Origin of the sequence: Ornithinimicrobium pulveris, from assembly GCF_050261105.1 — a bacterium.
In the GTDB taxonomy this organism is placed as follows: Bacteria; Actinomycetota; Actinomycetes; order Actinomycetales; family Dermatophilaceae; genus Ornithinicoccus.
The window spans coordinates 910741-924931 of the sequence record NZ_CP189837.1; the positions used below are offsets into that span (position 1 = coordinate 910741).

Consider the following 14191-nt stretch of genomic DNA (forward strand, 5'->3'; position numbering starts at 1 on the left):
CCTATGCGCTGGACTCCTCAGTCACGAGCGCAACATCGGTCACCGCGAACTCCGCGGCCTCGGAGTAGGTGAGCGAGCCGGTCACCTTGCCGGCTGCGGCGAGATCCCCGGCCGCGGCCTGGACCCGGTCCAGATCCTCGGGGGGACCGCTGATGCTGGCAGCCGAGATCTCGGTACGCATCTTCACCTTGGCTTCCGACTTCGCCTTGCGCAGACCGGTCAGCGCCTGGCCCACGGTCGGCAGCAGGCCAGCATCGGCGCCCTCGACCACCGCGGACAGCTCGGCCACGACGGGCCAGGGCTGCACGTGCACCGAGGACCCCTCCTCGTGCCACCACGACCAGACCTCCTCCGCGGCGAAGGAGAGCACCGGTGCGAACAGGCGCAGCTGCACCGACAGCGCCAGCCGCAGCGCGGCCCGCGCCGACAGGGTCTCGGGGGAGGGATCGGTGCTCGGCCCGTCCTCGGAGAAGGCGCCGCCGTAGGCGCGTTCCTTGACCAGCTCGAGGTAGTCGTCGCAGAAGGACCAGAAGAAGGCCTCGGTGACATCGAGGGCGGTGGAGTAGTCCCACGCCTCGTAGGAACGGGTGGCCCGCTCCACCACCTCAGCCAGCCCAGCCAGCATCGAGCGGTCGATCGGCTCGGTGATCAGGTCCACTTCGGCCGAGCCCTGCGGCAGATCTCCGAAGGACAGGGCGAACTTGCTGGCGTTGAGCAGCTTGATCGCCAGGCGACGCCCGACCTTGACCTGGTTGGGGTCATCGATGGTGTCCACGCCCGGTCGTGCTGCGGCGGCCCAGTAGCGCACCGCATCGGTGCCGTGCTCCTCGAGCATCCCGAGCGGAGTGGTGGCATTGCCCTTGGACTTCGACATCTTCTTGCGGTCCGGGTCCAGGATCCAGCCGTTGATGTAGGCGTCGGTCCACGGCAGGGAGTCGTGCTCCAGGTGGGCCCGGACCATGGTTGCGAAGAGCCAGGTGCGGATGATGTCGTGACCCTGCGGACGCATGTCGAAGGGGAAGAGCTTGTCGAACAGCTCGGGATCCGAGCCCTCGCCGGCGCCGCCCCGCGTCGGCCAACCCGCCGCGATCTGCGGGGACAGCGAACTGGTGGCCCAGGTGTCCATGATGTCGGGGTCGCCGGTGAAACCACCGGGCTGGTCGCGCTGCGACTCCTCGTAGCCCTCCGGCACATCGGACATCGGGTCGATCGGCAGCCGCTCCTCCGCGGGGACGAGCACGGTGTCGTGGTCGACCTCTCCAGCCGCGTCCACGGCATACCAGACCGGGATCTGGACCCCGAAGAAGCGCTGGCGGCTGATCAGCCAGTCACCGTTGAGCCCGCTGACCCAGTTCCGATAGCGGCTGCGCATGAAGTCGGGGTGGAAGGCGAGCTCGTCGCCGCGGGCGAGGAGCTGCTCACGCAGTGCCTCATCCTTCCCGCCGTTGCGGATGAACCACTGCCGGCTGGTGACGATCTCCAGCGGTTTGTCGCCCTTCTCGAAGAAGTTGGCCTTGCGCTGGGTCTTCTGCGGCTCCCCGTCCAGATCGCCCGACTCGCGCAGGGCGGCGACGACCGCCTCGCGAGCCGAGTGGGTGGTCTTGCCGGCGAGCTGCTCGGCATACAGGGCCTCGCCGGGGCCACCGGACACCCACTCGGGCGTCTCCGCCTGGAGGCGGCCGTTGCGGGTGATCACCGAGCGGGTCGGCAGCGACAACTCGCGCCACCACTGGACATCGGTCATGTCACCGAAGGTGCAGCACATGGCGATGCCGGCGCCCTTGTCCATCTCGGCCATCGGGTGCGCCAGGACCGGGACCTCGACCCCGAACAGCGGCGAGGTGACCGAGCTGCCGAACAGGTGCTGGTAGCGCTCGTCGTCGGGGTGGGCGATGAGCGCGACCACCGAGCAGATCAGCTCGGGGCGGGTGGTTTCGATGTATGTCGTGTCCCCGCCCCCCGCGCCGTCGGCCGGGTGGAAGGCCACGCGGTGGTAAGCGCCGGGGTAGTCGCGCGCCTCGAGCTCGGCCTGGGCGACCGCGGTCTGGAAAGTGATGTCCCACAGGCCGGGCGCCTCCGCGGTATAGGCCTCGCCCCGGGCGTAGTTGCGCAGGAAGGCCTGCTGAGCGACCGTGCGGGAACGGTCGTCGATGGTGCGGTACTGCACGTTCCAGTCGATCGACAGACCGAGCCGGCGGAAGGTGTCCTCGAAAGCCTTCTCATCGATCACGGTGAGCTCCTCGCAGAGCTCGATGAAGGTGGCGCGACCGATCGGCACCTGGTCGGCCGCCTTGGTGCTCTTGCCGTCGCCGCCCTGCTGGGGCGGGGTGAAGTCGGGATCGTAGGGCAGGGTCGCATCGCCGCGGACGCCGTAGTAGTTCTGGACCCGGCGCTCGGTCGGCAGGCCGTTGTCATCCCAGCCGATCGGGTAGAAGACGTGCTTGCCGGTCATCCGGTGGTAGCGCGCGAGGCAATCGGCCTGGGTGTAGCCGAAGACGTGACCCAGGTGCAGGCTGCCCGAGGCGGTCGGCGGGGGAGTGTCGATCGCGAAGACCTGGCTGCGGTCCACCTCGGGCGCGAGCGCTGCCTCGCGGTCGAAGGCGTAGACGTCGCTGGCCTGCCATGCCTCTACCCACCGCGGCTCCAGGCCATCGACGGTGGGACGCTCCGGCAGCGAGGCCGGGCGCGAGGGGTCCAGGGGGCGGTGAGCGGACGTCATACGGGGCATTCTCCCAGACCACGAGAGTCGCAGCGGACGGGGGAGATCACCCGAAATCACTCGACCGTGGAGATCACGTTCTGATCACGATCGGGCATTTGCATTGCCATTTGCCGTCTTTGGCCCAAGGGTTATCGCCATGTTGCCGAGCCTGCTGCTGCCCATGGCGAACGACGATTCGACTTCACGACAAGACCCAGCCTGGGTCACGCAACTGGAGAACGTCGTCAACGACAACTTCCAGATCGTGACCGAGTGGTCGGGCAAGATCATCTTCTTCACCCTCCCGATCCCCGGCTTCGAGATGCCCTTCGTGGTGCTCTGGCTGCTCGTGGCAGCCATCGTCATCACCTTCTACCTCTTCTTCATCCAGGTCCGCGGCATCCCCACCGCGATCGACGTCATCCGGGGCAAGTTCAGCTCCAAGGACGACCCCGGTGAGATCCCGCACTACCAGGCGCTCACCTCGGCGCTGTCCGGCACCGTCGGCCTGGGCAATATCGCCGGCGTGGGCGCGGCCGTCACCATGGGTGGTCCGGGCGCGACCTTCTGGATGATCCTGGCGGGCCTGTTCGGCATGGCCACCAAGTTTGCCGAGTGCACGCTGGGTGTGAAGTATCGGCAGATCCGGCCCGACGGCAGCGTTGCCGGCGGACCGTTCATGTATCTGCCCGTCGCCTTCGCCAAGTTCCCGAAGTGGCTCTCGGTCGGCCTCACCGGCCTGTTCGCCGTCGCGATCCTGTTCTTCGGCGTCGGTGGCGGCAACATGTTCCAGGCCAACCAGACCTACGCGCAGGCGGTGACCGTCTTCGACCCCGACGGCACCGGCTTCCTCTCCTCCACCACCGGTGGTCTGGTCACCGGCTTGGTGATCGCGGCCATCATCGGTGCGGTGATCATCGGTGGCATGAAGTCGATCGGCCGGGTCACCTCGACCCTGGTGCCGCTCATGGGTGGCATCTACGTGCTGGCCTGCATCGTGGTCATCTCCCTCAACCTCAATCAGGTCCCGGCGGCCTTCTCCTCGATCATCAGCGGTGCCTTCAGCCCCGAGGGTGTCTCCGGTGGCATCGTGGGTGTTCTCATCGTCGGGATGACGCGAGCCGCCTTCTCCAACGAGGCCGGCCTGGGCTCGGCGCCGATCGCGCACTCCACGGTCAAGACCCGTCGCCCGGTCTCGGAAGGCTTCGTGGCCCTCTTCGAGCCCTTCATCGACACGGTGATCGTCTGCACGATGACGGCGCTGACGATCACGATCGCCAACACCTCCTACTACCAGCAGGAGCGCGAGAACTACTTCAACGACCCCGAGGGACACAGCGTCGGTGGCGTGACGGTCACCTCGGACGCCTTCGGCGAGCACATCAGCTGGTTCCCGGCCGTGCTGGCGCTCGCGGTTGCGCTCTTTGCGATCTCCACCCTGATCACCTGGTCCTATTACGGTCAGCGGGCCTGGAACTATCTGTTCGGTGACACCTCGACCTCGACGCTGATCTATCGCTGCGTCTTCCTGTTCTTCACGGTGGCGGGCTGCATCCTCACCTTCGGCCAGGTGCTCGACTTCGCCGACAACTTCCTGTTCGTCTGCGCCTTCGTGAACCTGCTCGGCGTCTACCTGCTGCTGCCGGTGATCCGCCGGGAGATGAAGGAGTACCTCGCCGACCGCGCCAGCGGTGCGCTGCTGGAGCTGGGCAAGGACGACGCGGACAAGGAGATGGCGCTGGCCGAGATCTCGGACCCGAACCAGCTCGTCGACGCCGAGGGCCGCAACCCCGCTGAGCTCGGCGCCAGCCCGGATGACCTCCGTGACGGTGTCGATGCTCCGGCTGACGGAGAGGGCGCACCCACGGGCGATCCGGACGACGACGGCTTCGGGCGTGGTTCGGCCACCGATCCCTACCCGCCGCCCCACCGCCGGCGCCGCGACAGCGACACCTAGGTCGCGGCATACCGGGACATCGTGGCCCCCAGCGTTCAGCGGAGCGCTGGGGGCCGACCGCGTCCCGTATGCCGCAGCTCGCCTCCCTCAGGACCGCGCCAGGGCTCCTCGGACGGCCGTGGCGAGCACGGGGCGCGCGTCCGCAGTGTCGTGACGCGCGATCCGGTGCACGATGAGGCCCTCCATGACGGCGGCGAGGGTGCGTGCCGCGGCGTCCGGGTCGAGGGCACCGAGACGCTCGAGGGGTGGTGTGGAGAGGGCGATCAGGAGATGGTGCCCACCGCTGAGCGCCTCGCGCAGCTGCGCGTCGTGGCTGCCTTCGAGGAAGAGCACCAGACGCGCCGTCGTAGCGACCCGGCCGGGACCGGTGATCACCTCCAGGAGGCTCGCCAGTCCGTCGACGAGCTCGTCAGCCGTCGCCGGTGTGAAGCCGCGCTGCACGAACGGCAGCTCACGGGCGAGGATCTCCTCGACCACCCCGATCAGCAGCGCCGAGCGGGTGCGGAAGGTATTGGAGGTGGAGCCGCGGGTTCCATGGCCCACATTCTGGTCAGCGCCGTCCCGCACACCGGTCATGTCCAGCCGATCCTGCACGTCATCGAGGCGCTCGCCGCCCGTGGCCACGAGGTGCGCGCCTATGTCGGCAGCACCTTCGCCGCGGCCGCCGAGGAGCGGGGGGCACAGGTGGTGCCCATGGAGCACGGCATCGACTACGACGAAACGACGGTGGAGCGGGTCTTCGGCGAGCGACCGATGAACCCGGTCCGTCGACTGTCCCACGACATCGCCCAGATCTTTGTCGGGTCGGCTCCCGGTGATCTCCTCGACCTGCGGGGTGCCGTCGCGGACCGGCGCCCCGACGTGATCGTGTCCGACAACGCCCACCTGCCTAGCGCCCTGCTCGCCGAGCTCGAGCACCTGCCATTCGTCGCCCTCGGGATCCAGCCAGTGATCACGCCGGACCCGTGGGTGCCGCCCTTCGGGCCGGGTCTGCGCCCCGCGCGGGGCCCGGCAGGTCGGTCGTTCCAGGGGCTGCTCGGTCGGGTCTCGAACCGGCTGGTCATGGGTCGCGGCGACCGGTTGGGTCAGCAGATCCGCGCAGACCTGGGGCTACCCCGCCGCGAGGGCAGCTTCATGAACTGGCCGGGCGAGGCCGCCACGGCTTACCTCCAGAGCTGCGCCCCCGAGCTCGACTACCCGCGGCAGCGTCCCTTGGCGAACGTGGAGTTCGTCGGCCCGGTCTTTCCCCCGCCGCGGGAGGACGTCGAGTTGCCCGCCTGGTGGGGCGACCTGCTCGCGGCGCGGGAAGCGGGACGTAAGGTCGTACTCGTCACGCAGGGCACGGTGGCGGTCGACCCCGACAACCTGATCCGGCCGACCGTGCAGGGGCTGGCCGGGGAGGACGTCTTCGTCGTCGCGACCGCGGCTCGGCTGGACCGCTCGCAGGTGGTCCACGTGGACCTGGCGGCTCCGGACGGCGGTCCCGTGCGCGCGACGATCCGGGTCGAGGACTTCGTTCCCTTCGACCGGCTCCTCCCGCACGTCGACGTGATGGTCAGCAATGGCGGCTACGGCGGAGTGCAGCTGGCTCTCGCGCATGGGGTGCCGTTGGTCACGAGCGGGGTGTCTGAGGATAAGCGGGAGGTCGGTGCCCGAGTGGGCTGGTCCGGCGTCGGTATCGCCTTGCAGAAGCAGCGCCCCACGCCCGATAAGCTCCGCGCCGCGATTCGCTCGGTCCTCGACGAGCCCCGGTAAGCGGCCCGGGCCCGCGAGGTGCAGGTGTCCGGCCAGGCCGGCGTCCTGGAGCGGAGTGAGCCTGTCCAACGGGAGGAAGGCGGGTTCGCTGGCGAATGGGTTCTAGCGCTACCGTCTACGGCAGGGCCAGGGGTGCCGGTGGTCATCTCGGAGGGGGGCCAGTTGGAGGCGGATCCCGGCGATCCGTGCGCGGGTGTCACAGCCAAGGTGATGTGGGCAAAGAATGGGGCCACGGTGGCGGTCCTGGATCATGTGGCCATGAACACAGTGATCTGCGCCGATCCCAAGGTCTCGGAGCGGGCCGGGGTGATCTATCACCTGCTGGAGGACTCTGACGAGCTGCGAGTCGTGGCCCCAGACCGACTGGAGTTGGCTGACCACGCGTGAGCGGTTGTGACCGCCACCAGCCACGAACTCCCTCTCGCACGTGCACCTTCTCAAGGTGGGTGCGATCGGGCGGTCTCAGTTGTAGACCCGTCCGGGGTTCATGATCCCGAGCGGGTCGAAGAGCGCCTTGACCGCGCGCTGGCGCGCGAGCTCGGCCGGGCCGAGCTCCTCGGCGAGCCAGGGTGCCTTCTGCTGGCCGACCCCGTGCTCGCCGGTGAGCGTGCCACCTAGCTCCCAGGAAGCGCGGACCAGCTCGTCGAAGGCACGCTCGGCCGCGGCCAGGCTGGCGGGGTCCGTTTCGTCGTAGAAGAAGCACGGGTGCAGGTTGCCGTCGCCGGCGTGGCCGCTGCAGGTCGCCTCCAGGCCGTGGCGTGCCGCGATCTCGTGCACGGCTGACACCAGCTCGCCGAGCCGTCCGACCGGGACGCACACGTCCTCGATGAAGCGCGGCCCGCGCACCTTCAGAGCCGGGTTGAGCGCGCGCCGTCCCTCGAGCAGCAGGTCGGCCTCGGTCGGGTCGTCGGCCACGGCCACGTCGGTCGCACCCGCCGAGGTGAGGAGCGCCGCGTACCCCTGGACGTCCTCGGCGGCGTGCCCCGGCCGGTCGGACTGGACGAGGAGCACCCCGCCGGCGTCCTGCGGGAAGCCGTAGTCGCCGTAGGCCTGGATCGCCGCGATGCTCGGGCCGTCGAGAAGCTCGACCAGGCTCGGCGTGTGGCGGGTCGAGCGCAGCGCGGCGATGCCGCCGAGCGTCCCCTCCAGCGTCGGGAAGACTGCCAGCACCGTCAGTGCCGGGTCGCCGAGCGGGACCAGCCGCAGCACCGCCTCGGTCACCACGCCCAGCGTCCCCTCGGACCCCACGAACAGCCCCGTCAGGTCGTAGCCGGCGACCCCCTTGGCGGTCCGTCGACCCGTGCGCATGAACTCGCCGCCGGGCAGCACGACCTCCAGGCCGCGGACGTAGTCGGCGGTGACGCCGTACTTCACGCAGCACAGCCCGCCCGCGTTGGTGGCGATGTTGCCGCCGATCGAGCACATCGACGCGCTCGCCGGGTCCGGCGGGTAGGCCAACCCGTGCTCAGCCGCGGCCGCTTTGAGGTCGGTATTGATCACGCCTGGCCCCACGACCGCGATCCGCTCGACGGGGTCGATCTCGATGCTCGTCATCAGCTCGGTCGAGAGCAGGATCGCGCCCGGCAGCGCGCACGCGGCCCCGGTGGTCGAGGTGCGTGCTCCCTGCGGGACGAGGGGTATGCGGTGGCTCGCCGCATACCGCAGCGTCGCCTCGACGTCCTGCCGGGTACGGGCGCGGACGACGGTGAACTCAGTGCCGTCCAGCGCGGCCGCCTGCGGGTAGGCGTCGGCGGCGTAGCTGGCCGCGATCGAGGGGTCGGTGACGACGCGGTCGCCGAGGAGGATGGCGAGGTCGGCGTCAGCGCTCGTGTGAGGTCCCACCGTCAGATGACCTCGACGGTGCCGTCCGTCACCCCGACGCCCGCATGGTGGACGACGGCCCGGTCGAAGGTGACGAAGCGCCCGCCGTGGGCGTGGGCGAGGGCGACCAGGTAGCTGTCGGTGATCTGCTTGGGACCGTGGACTTTTCGCGGGTCGACCTGGCTCCCGTCGGTGATCGCCACGTCGCAGGGGAGGCGACGGTGGTGATCGGTGGCCATCGCGTCGGCGAGGAGCGAGATGGCGGAGGCCGGTGCGACCGGGCTCGGGTAGCGGGACTGGCTGATGATCCGCACGAAGCCGTTCTCGGTGATGGCGCACGACGACCAGCCGTGCTCGATGTTCTCCCTCAGCCAGGCCGTCGCGCGTCCGTGGTCGAGGTGATCGCTGTCGAGAAGTGCCAGCAGGACGTTGACGTCCAGCAGCGCATGCCTGCTCACCCGTGCTCCTCGCGGAGCAGGTCGATGAGCTCGTTGGAGACCACGGGTCCGCGGTGGGGGAGCGGCCGGAATCCGAAGGCGTCCGGCGCATCGGCACCCCGCCCGGTCCCGGCTCCGGTCAACGAGTCCCTGGCCAGGTCGGACAGGACCTGCCCCACGGTGCGGCCCTCCCGTCGCGCACGCTCCCGGGCGGCGGCAAGGATGTCATCGTCGATCGTGAGCGTGGTCCTCATGCCGTGATGCTACCGCATCACCGCATCACTCGTCGGGCGGCAAGCGCAAGAGCCATAGGTCGTTGATGGAGCCGCTACCATGGTCGGCAGCAGCGTCCGAGCCGTCATCAGCGGCGAGCTTGCGGAAGAACGGCCCCCGCCCGCCAGCGGGTGTGCCCACTAGACCCGCACGGGGCAGGCCCGTCACAGCCGTTGAGTGAGTGGTGTTGCGCACACCGAGTCCCGGTATGCCGCAACGCAAGCGAGGTGGTACCGCGCCACCCACCCGGCCCGAAGGGTCAGGTGAGGTGTCGTCCTCGGTGAGACACGCCATACCGGACCGCCAGAAGACCGCACCACCCACTGAACTCACGAGGAGACGCCACCCCATGGCCTACCCGCTCGCCTCCACCTCCGGCAACGCCCTGACCAGCTCACCGCGCTTCCCGGAGATCGAGGACGCCGTGCTCGCCTACTGGAAGGAGCACGACACCTTCGTCAGGAGCGTCGAGGCGCGACCGGCCGGGGAGAACGGCGACAACGAGTTCGTCTTCTACGACGGCCCGCCCTTCGCCAACGGGCTGCCGCACTACGGCCACCTGCTGACCGGCTACGTCAAGGACGTCGTGCCGCGCTACCAGACCATGCGCGGCCGCCGGGTCGAGCGGCGCTTCGGCTGGGACACCCACGGCCTGCCCGCCGAGCTGGAGGCGATGGCGCAGCTGGGGATCAAGACCAAGGACGAGATCCTCGAGCTGGGGATCGAGGCGTTCAACGCCAAGTGCCGTGAGTCGGTGCTGAAGTACACCCAGGAGTGGGAGGACTACGTCACCCGCCAGGCGCGCTGGGTCGACTTCGAGAACGACTACAAGACGCTCAACGTGGAGTTCATGGAGTCGGTGCTCTGGGCGTTCAAGAGCCTCTATGACAAGGGGCTGGTCTACGAGGGCTTCCGCGTGCTGCCCTACTGCTGGAACGACCAGACGCCGCTGTCCAACCACGAGCTGCGGATGGACGACGAGGTCTACCAGGTGCGCCAGGACCCGGCGGTCACCGTGGGCTGCCGCCTGCTGCCGGGCGAGACTCCCGACGAGATCCTGGACGGCGCGCTGGCGCTGGTCTGGACGACCACGCCCTGGACCCTGCCGGCCAACCTGGCGATCATGGTCGGCGAGGACATCGAGTATGTCGTGGTGCGGGCGCCGCTGCCGGGCGCTGACCAGGGAGGGGGCGAGGGGGCCGAACTCCAGCGCTACCTGATCGCCAAGGAGCGCCTCGGTGCCTACAAGAACGAGCTCGGTGAGGACCCAGAGGTGCTCGCGACCTACCGCGGCGCCGAGCTGGTGGACCGCGCCTATGTCCCGCCCTTCTCCTACTACCAGGGCTGGGAGCGCGCGCACCGTCTCGTCGTCGCCGAGTTCGTGACGACCACGGACGGTACCGGTCTGGTGCACACGGCCGGCGCCTTCGGTGAGGATGACAAGGTGGTCACCGACCGCGAGGGCATCGAGCCGGTGATGCCGGTCGGGGTCGACGGCCAGTTCATGCACCCGGTGGAGGAGTACGCCGGGATGCTGGTTTTCGACGCCAACGCCCCGATCCAGGAGCACCTCAAGGCCGCGACCCGCAACCAGCTTTCGTCGAACAAGCACGCGGGGAGTTCCGATTATGGCTCGGTGAGCGAGGGTACGGTGCTGCTGCGCCGCGAGTCCTACGCCCACTCCTACCCGCACTGCTGGCGCTGCCGGCAGCCGCTGATCTACAAGGCGGTGTCCTCCTGGTTCGTCGAGGTGACGAGGTTCAAGGACGACATGCTGCGGACCAACGAGGACATCACCTGGGTCCCCGCGCACGTCAAGCACGGCCAGTTCGGCCGGTGGCTGGAGAACGCCCGCGACTGGTCGATCTCCCGCAACCGCTTCTGGGGCAGCCCGATCCCGGTATGGCGCAGCGACGACCCGGCCTACCCGCGCATCGATGTCTACGGCTCGCTCGCTGAGCTCGAGGCCGACTTCGGTGACCTCCCGCGCGACCGGGACGGCCAGGTCGACCTGCACCGACCGTTCGTCGATGAGCTCACCCGCCCCAACCCGGACGACCCGACCGGCCAGTCCACGATGCGCCGCGTCGAGGACGTGCTCGACGTCTGGTTCGACTCCGGGTCGATGAGCTACGCCCAGGTGCACTACCCGTTCGAGAACAAGGACTGGTTCGAGCACCACTTCCCGGCCGATTTCATCGTCGAGTACATCGGCCAGACCCGCGGCTGGTTCTACACGATGCACATCCTGGCGACGGCGCTCTTCGACCGGCCAGCCTTCAGCACCTGCCTGGCACACGGGATCGTGCTCGGCAATGACGGCCAGAAGATGTCCAAGTCGCTGAAGAACTATCCCGACGTGCGGGAGGTCTTCGACCGCGACGGGGCCGATGCGATGCGCTGGTTCCTCATGCAGTCGCCGATCCTGCGTGGCGGCAACCTCATCGTCACCGAGGAGGGCATCCGCGACGGGGTGCGCCAGACGATGATCCCGCTGTGGAACGCGTGGTACTTCTTCGGTCTCTACGCCAACGCCGCCGGCTACCAAGCGCGCTGGTCGACCGAGTCCACCCACGAGCTGGACCGCTACCTGCTGGCCAAGACGCGCGAGTTCGTCCAGGCTGCCGGGGAGGCCTACGATGCCAACGAGATCGCGGTCGCCTGCGACACCATTCGCGACTTCGTGGACGTGCTCACCAACTGGTACATCCGCCGCTCCCGCGACCGGTTCTGGGACGAGGACCACGGTGCTTTCGACACGCTCTACACGGTCCTCGAGATCACCTGTCGCGTCGCCGCCCCGCTCCTTCCGTTGACCACCGAGGAGGTATGGCGCGGCCTCACCGGCGGTGAGTCCGTGCACCTGACCGACTGGCCGGCGGTCGAGGATCTCCCGGCCGACGACGAGCTCGTCGCCGCCATGGACACGGTGCGTGAGGTGTGCTCGGCGACGCTCGGCCTGCGCAAGGCCGAGCAGCTCCGCGTGCGGCTGCCGTTGTCCTCGCTCACCGTCGCGACCGAGCAGGCCGAGGCGCTCGCCGCGCACCCGGGTCTGGCCGAGCTCGTGCGCGATGAGGTCAACGTCCGCGAGGTGCAGCTCCTGGACCTGACGGAGGCCGAGTCCTCCGCCGCGTTGCCCAGCGTCGAACAGCGCCTCACCGTGAACGCCCGCGCGGCTGGCCCGCGTCTGGGCCGTGAGGTGCAGAACGCGATCAAGGGCAGCAAGTCCGGCGACTGGTCGGTAGCCGAAGATGGCACCGTCACGGCGGGCGGTCTGGAGCTGGTCGAGGGTGAGTACACCGTGGAGACCGTCGTCGCCGAGGCGGGCGATGGCTCCCGTGCGACCGCCATGCTCAAGGGCGGCGGCTTCGTCGTGCTCGACACCGAGGTGACCGAGGACCTCGCCCGTGAGGGCCTGGCCCGTGACCTGGTCCGTGGTGTCCAGGGCGCCCGCAAGGACGCCGGTCTGGAGATCACCGACCGGATCAGCCTGACCGTCGTCGGTGATGACGCGGTCTGGGATGCCGCGATGGCGCACCAGCAGCTGGTGATGACCGAGACCCTCGCCGTGCAGTTCGGCGCGGCCGGTGCGGGCACCGCTCTGCCCAAGCCGAAGAACCACGGCTTGGGAGGCGGCACGGACCCAGATGGCGGCACCCAGCCCAGGAACACCGCATACGCCACCTCGGTCGACCTCGGCGGCAACCACGTCGTGGACGTGCTGATCAGCAAGGTGGAGAGCCGATGAGCGGGCAGTTCTTCGACGACAACGAGCTGCCGCTGGAGGACGAGCCGCAGGTCGAGGTCGAGCCCGGGGCGGCCGTGCCACGGGGTGGTCGGCAGGGCGGGGAGGAGGTCTCGCCAGAGTTACGCGCCCGCTACGCGCAGGTCGTCGAGGAGATCCTGGCCCGCACGCCCGAGCACATGCCCGAGCCGACCCTGCACCGGGTCCAGCGGGTGATGGAGCTGATGGGTGATCCGCAGCGTGCCTTCCCGGTGATCCAGCTGACCGGCACGAACGGCAAGACCTCGACCTCCCGGATGGTCGAGCGGATCCTGCGCGAGATGGGCCTGCGCACCGGCCGCTTCACCAGCCCGCACCTGCACGACATGCGCGAGCGGATCGCCCTCGACGGTGAGCCGATCTCGATCGAGTCCTTCCTCGCCGCCTACGACGACGTCATGCCCTTCGTGGAGATGGTCGACGCCGAGAGCATGGCTGATGAGGACCCGCAGCGGCAGGTGCGGATGACCTACTTCGAGGTCGTCGTGTGCCTTGGGTATGCCGCCTTCGCCGACTCCCCGGTCGACGTCGCCGTCGTCGAGGTCGGCCTGGGTGGGGTGTGGGACGCGACCTCGGTGGCCGACGCCACAGTCGCCGTCGTCACGCCGATCTCGCTGGATCACACCCGGCTGCTCGGCGGCACGATCGAGGAGATCGCGACCGAGAAGGCCGGGATCATCAAGGCCGGCTCGATCGCCGTCGTCGGCGTCCAGGACTCCGAGGCGATGACCGTCCTGGTGAACCGGGCCGACGAGGTCGGCGCGGAGCTCAAGGCCGAGGGCGTGTCCTTCGGAGTGCTCAGCCGCGAGGTCGCGGTCGGCGGGCAGCAGGTCTCGATCCGCGGGTTGGCCGGGGACTACCAGGACCTCTTCCTACCGCTCTTCGGCGGGCACCAGGTGCACAACGCCGCGCTGGCCATCGCGGCCGTTGAAGCCTTCGTCGGTGGCGGTGAGCAGAAGCTGACCGATGAGGTGGTGCGCGGCGGGCTCGCCGACGTGGCCTCGCCGGGGCGGCTGGAGATTGTCCGTCGCTCACCCACGGTGCTGGTCGACGCGGCGCACAACCCGGCCGGGGTGCAGGCCCTGGTCGAGGCGGTGCGAGAGTCGTTCACCTTCCACCGGCTCGTCGGCCTGCTGGCCGTGCTGGAGGACAAGGACGTGGAGCCGATGATCCAGGCGCTGGAGCCGATCCTCGACCACGTGGTGGTCAGCCGGACGACCTCGCCCCGCGCGATCCGCCCCGAGCGCCTGGGTCAGATCGTGGCCGAGTACTTCGGTGAGGACCGCGTCACCGTCGTCCCCGACCTCCCTGATGCGCTCGACGTCGCGGCTGGCCTGGCCGACGAGGGCGGAGTCTCCGGCGCGGTCCTCGCGACCGGCTCGGTCACCACCGCCGCCGAGGTCCGCGCTCTCCTCGGCGTCACCACCACCTGACCCCACCGGACGCGCGCCAGGTCAGCTGTC

Annotated in this window: 10 protein-coding genes; 5 read left to right on the forward strand and 5 right to left on the reverse strand. The window is 69.3% G+C overall.

Features of this window, described 5'->3' with window-relative positions; all coding sequences use genetic code 11:
• Window position 1: 1 nt before the first annotated feature.
• Entirely contained in the window at window positions 2-2719 is a 2718-nt protein-coding gene (gene valS, locus ACQBAT_RS04225) for a valine--tRNA ligase (RefSeq protein ID WP_420746733.1), read from the reverse strand.
• A 139-nt stretch (window positions 2720-2858) separates the two neighbouring features.
• Between valS and ACQBAT_RS04230 the strand changes: the two genes are divergently transcribed.
• On the forward strand, window positions 2859-4658 hold the full coding sequence (locus ACQBAT_RS04230) for an alanine/glycine:cation symporter family protein (protein WP_420746734.1): 1800 nt from the start codon (window positions 2859-2861) through the stop codon (window positions 4656-4658).
• Window positions 4659-4745: 87 nt separating this feature from the next.
• Here ACQBAT_RS04230 and ACQBAT_RS04235 read toward each other — a convergent pair whose 3' ends face one another.
• Window positions 4746-5234: a TetR/AcrR family transcriptional regulator gene (locus ACQBAT_RS04235; protein WP_420746735.1), complete on the reverse strand. Its 489-nt coding sequence runs from the start codon at window positions 5232-5234 to the stop codon at window positions 4746-4748.
• Here ACQBAT_RS04235 and ACQBAT_RS04240 point away from each other — a divergent pair.
• Window positions 5193-6413 carry a nucleotide disphospho-sugar-binding domain-containing protein gene (locus tag ACQBAT_RS04240; protein ID WP_420746736.1) on the forward strand — a complete coding sequence of 407 codons (1221 nt, stop codon included), beginning with the start codon at window positions 5193-5195 and terminating at the stop codon, window positions 6411-6413. The genes ACQBAT_RS04235 and ACQBAT_RS04240 overlap by 42 nt on opposite strands.
• Window positions 6414-6671: 258 nt before the next feature.
• Window positions 6672-6800, forward strand: coding sequence for a hypothetical protein (locus tag ACQBAT_RS04245; RefSeq protein WP_420746737.1), 129 nt, complete (start codon window positions 6672-6674; stop codon window positions 6798-6800).
• Window positions 6801-6875: 75 nt separating this feature from the next.
• Here the strand turns inward: ACQBAT_RS04245 and ACQBAT_RS04250 are convergent, their stop codons facing one another.
• The 3 genes from ACQBAT_RS04250 to ACQBAT_RS04260 are packed head-to-tail and all read right to left on the reverse strand — an operon-like array spanning window position 6876 to window position 8925.
• Complete coding sequence (locus tag ACQBAT_RS04250; protein WP_420746738.1) at window positions 6876-8255, reverse strand: FAD-binding oxidoreductase; 1380 nt, start codon at window positions 8253-8255, stop codon at window positions 6876-6878.
• 2 nt (window positions 8256-8257) lie between these two features.
• The gene (locus ACQBAT_RS04255; protein ID WP_420746739.1) at window positions 8258-8692 is read right to left on the reverse strand and encodes a TA system VapC family ribonuclease toxin; all 435 of its coding nucleotides are present in this window, start codon (window positions 8690-8692) and stop codon (window positions 8258-8260) included.
• On the reverse strand, window positions 8689-8925 hold the full coding sequence (locus tag ACQBAT_RS04260; RefSeq protein WP_420746740.1) for a hypothetical protein: 237 nt from the start codon (window positions 8923-8925) through the stop codon (window positions 8689-8691). The genes ACQBAT_RS04255 and ACQBAT_RS04260 overlap by 4 nt, the downstream gene beginning before the upstream one ends.
• Before the next feature lie 368 nt (window positions 8926-9293).
• Between ACQBAT_RS04260 and ileS the strand changes: the two genes are divergently transcribed.
• Window positions 9294-12692 carry an isoleucine--tRNA ligase gene (ileS, locus tag ACQBAT_RS04265; protein WP_420746741.1) on the forward strand — a complete coding sequence of 1133 codons (3399 nt, stop codon included), beginning with the start codon at window positions 9294-9296 and terminating at the stop codon, window positions 12690-12692.
• Window positions 12689-14161: a bifunctional folylpolyglutamate synthase/dihydrofolate synthase gene (locus ACQBAT_RS04270; protein WP_420746742.1), complete on the forward strand. Its 1473-nt coding sequence runs from the start codon at window positions 12689-12691 to the stop codon at window positions 14159-14161. The genes ileS and ACQBAT_RS04270 overlap by 4 nt, the downstream gene beginning before the upstream one ends.
• Window positions 14162-14191 lie beyond the last annotated feature (30 nt).

Excerpts from the sequence above, each read along its gene's own strand:
- ACQBAT_RS04235 (WP_420746735.1), bottom strand. The coding sequence starts at position 5,234 with ATGACCGGTGTGCGGGACGGCGCTGACCAGAATGTGGGCCATGGAACC.
- ACQBAT_RS04260 (WP_420746740.1), bottom strand. The coding sequence starts at position 8,925 with ATGAGGACCACGCTCACGATCGACGATGACATCCTTGCCGCCGCCCGG.
- ACQBAT_RS04270 (WP_420746742.1), top strand. The coding sequence starts at position 12,689 with ATGAGCGGGCAGTTCTTCGACGACAACGAGCTGCCGCTGGAGGACGAG.
- valS (WP_420746733.1), bottom strand. The coding sequence starts at position 2,719 with ATGACGTCCGCTCACCGCCCCCTGGACCCCTCGCGCCCGGCCTCGCTG.
- ACQBAT_RS04230 (WP_420746734.1), top strand. The coding sequence starts at position 2,859 with ATGTTGCCGAGCCTGCTGCTGCCCATGGCGAACGACGATTCGACTTCA.
- ACQBAT_RS04245 (WP_420746737.1), top strand. The coding sequence starts at position 6,672 with ATGAACACAGTGATCTGCGCCGATCCCAAGGTCTCGGAGCGGGCCGGG.
- ileS (WP_420746741.1), top strand. The coding sequence starts at position 9,294 with ATGGCCTACCCGCTCGCCTCCACCTCCGGCAACGCCCTGACCAGCTCA.
- ACQBAT_RS04240 (WP_420746736.1), top strand. The coding sequence starts at position 5,193 with ATGGCCCACATTCTGGTCAGCGCCGTCCCGCACACCGGTCATGTCCAG.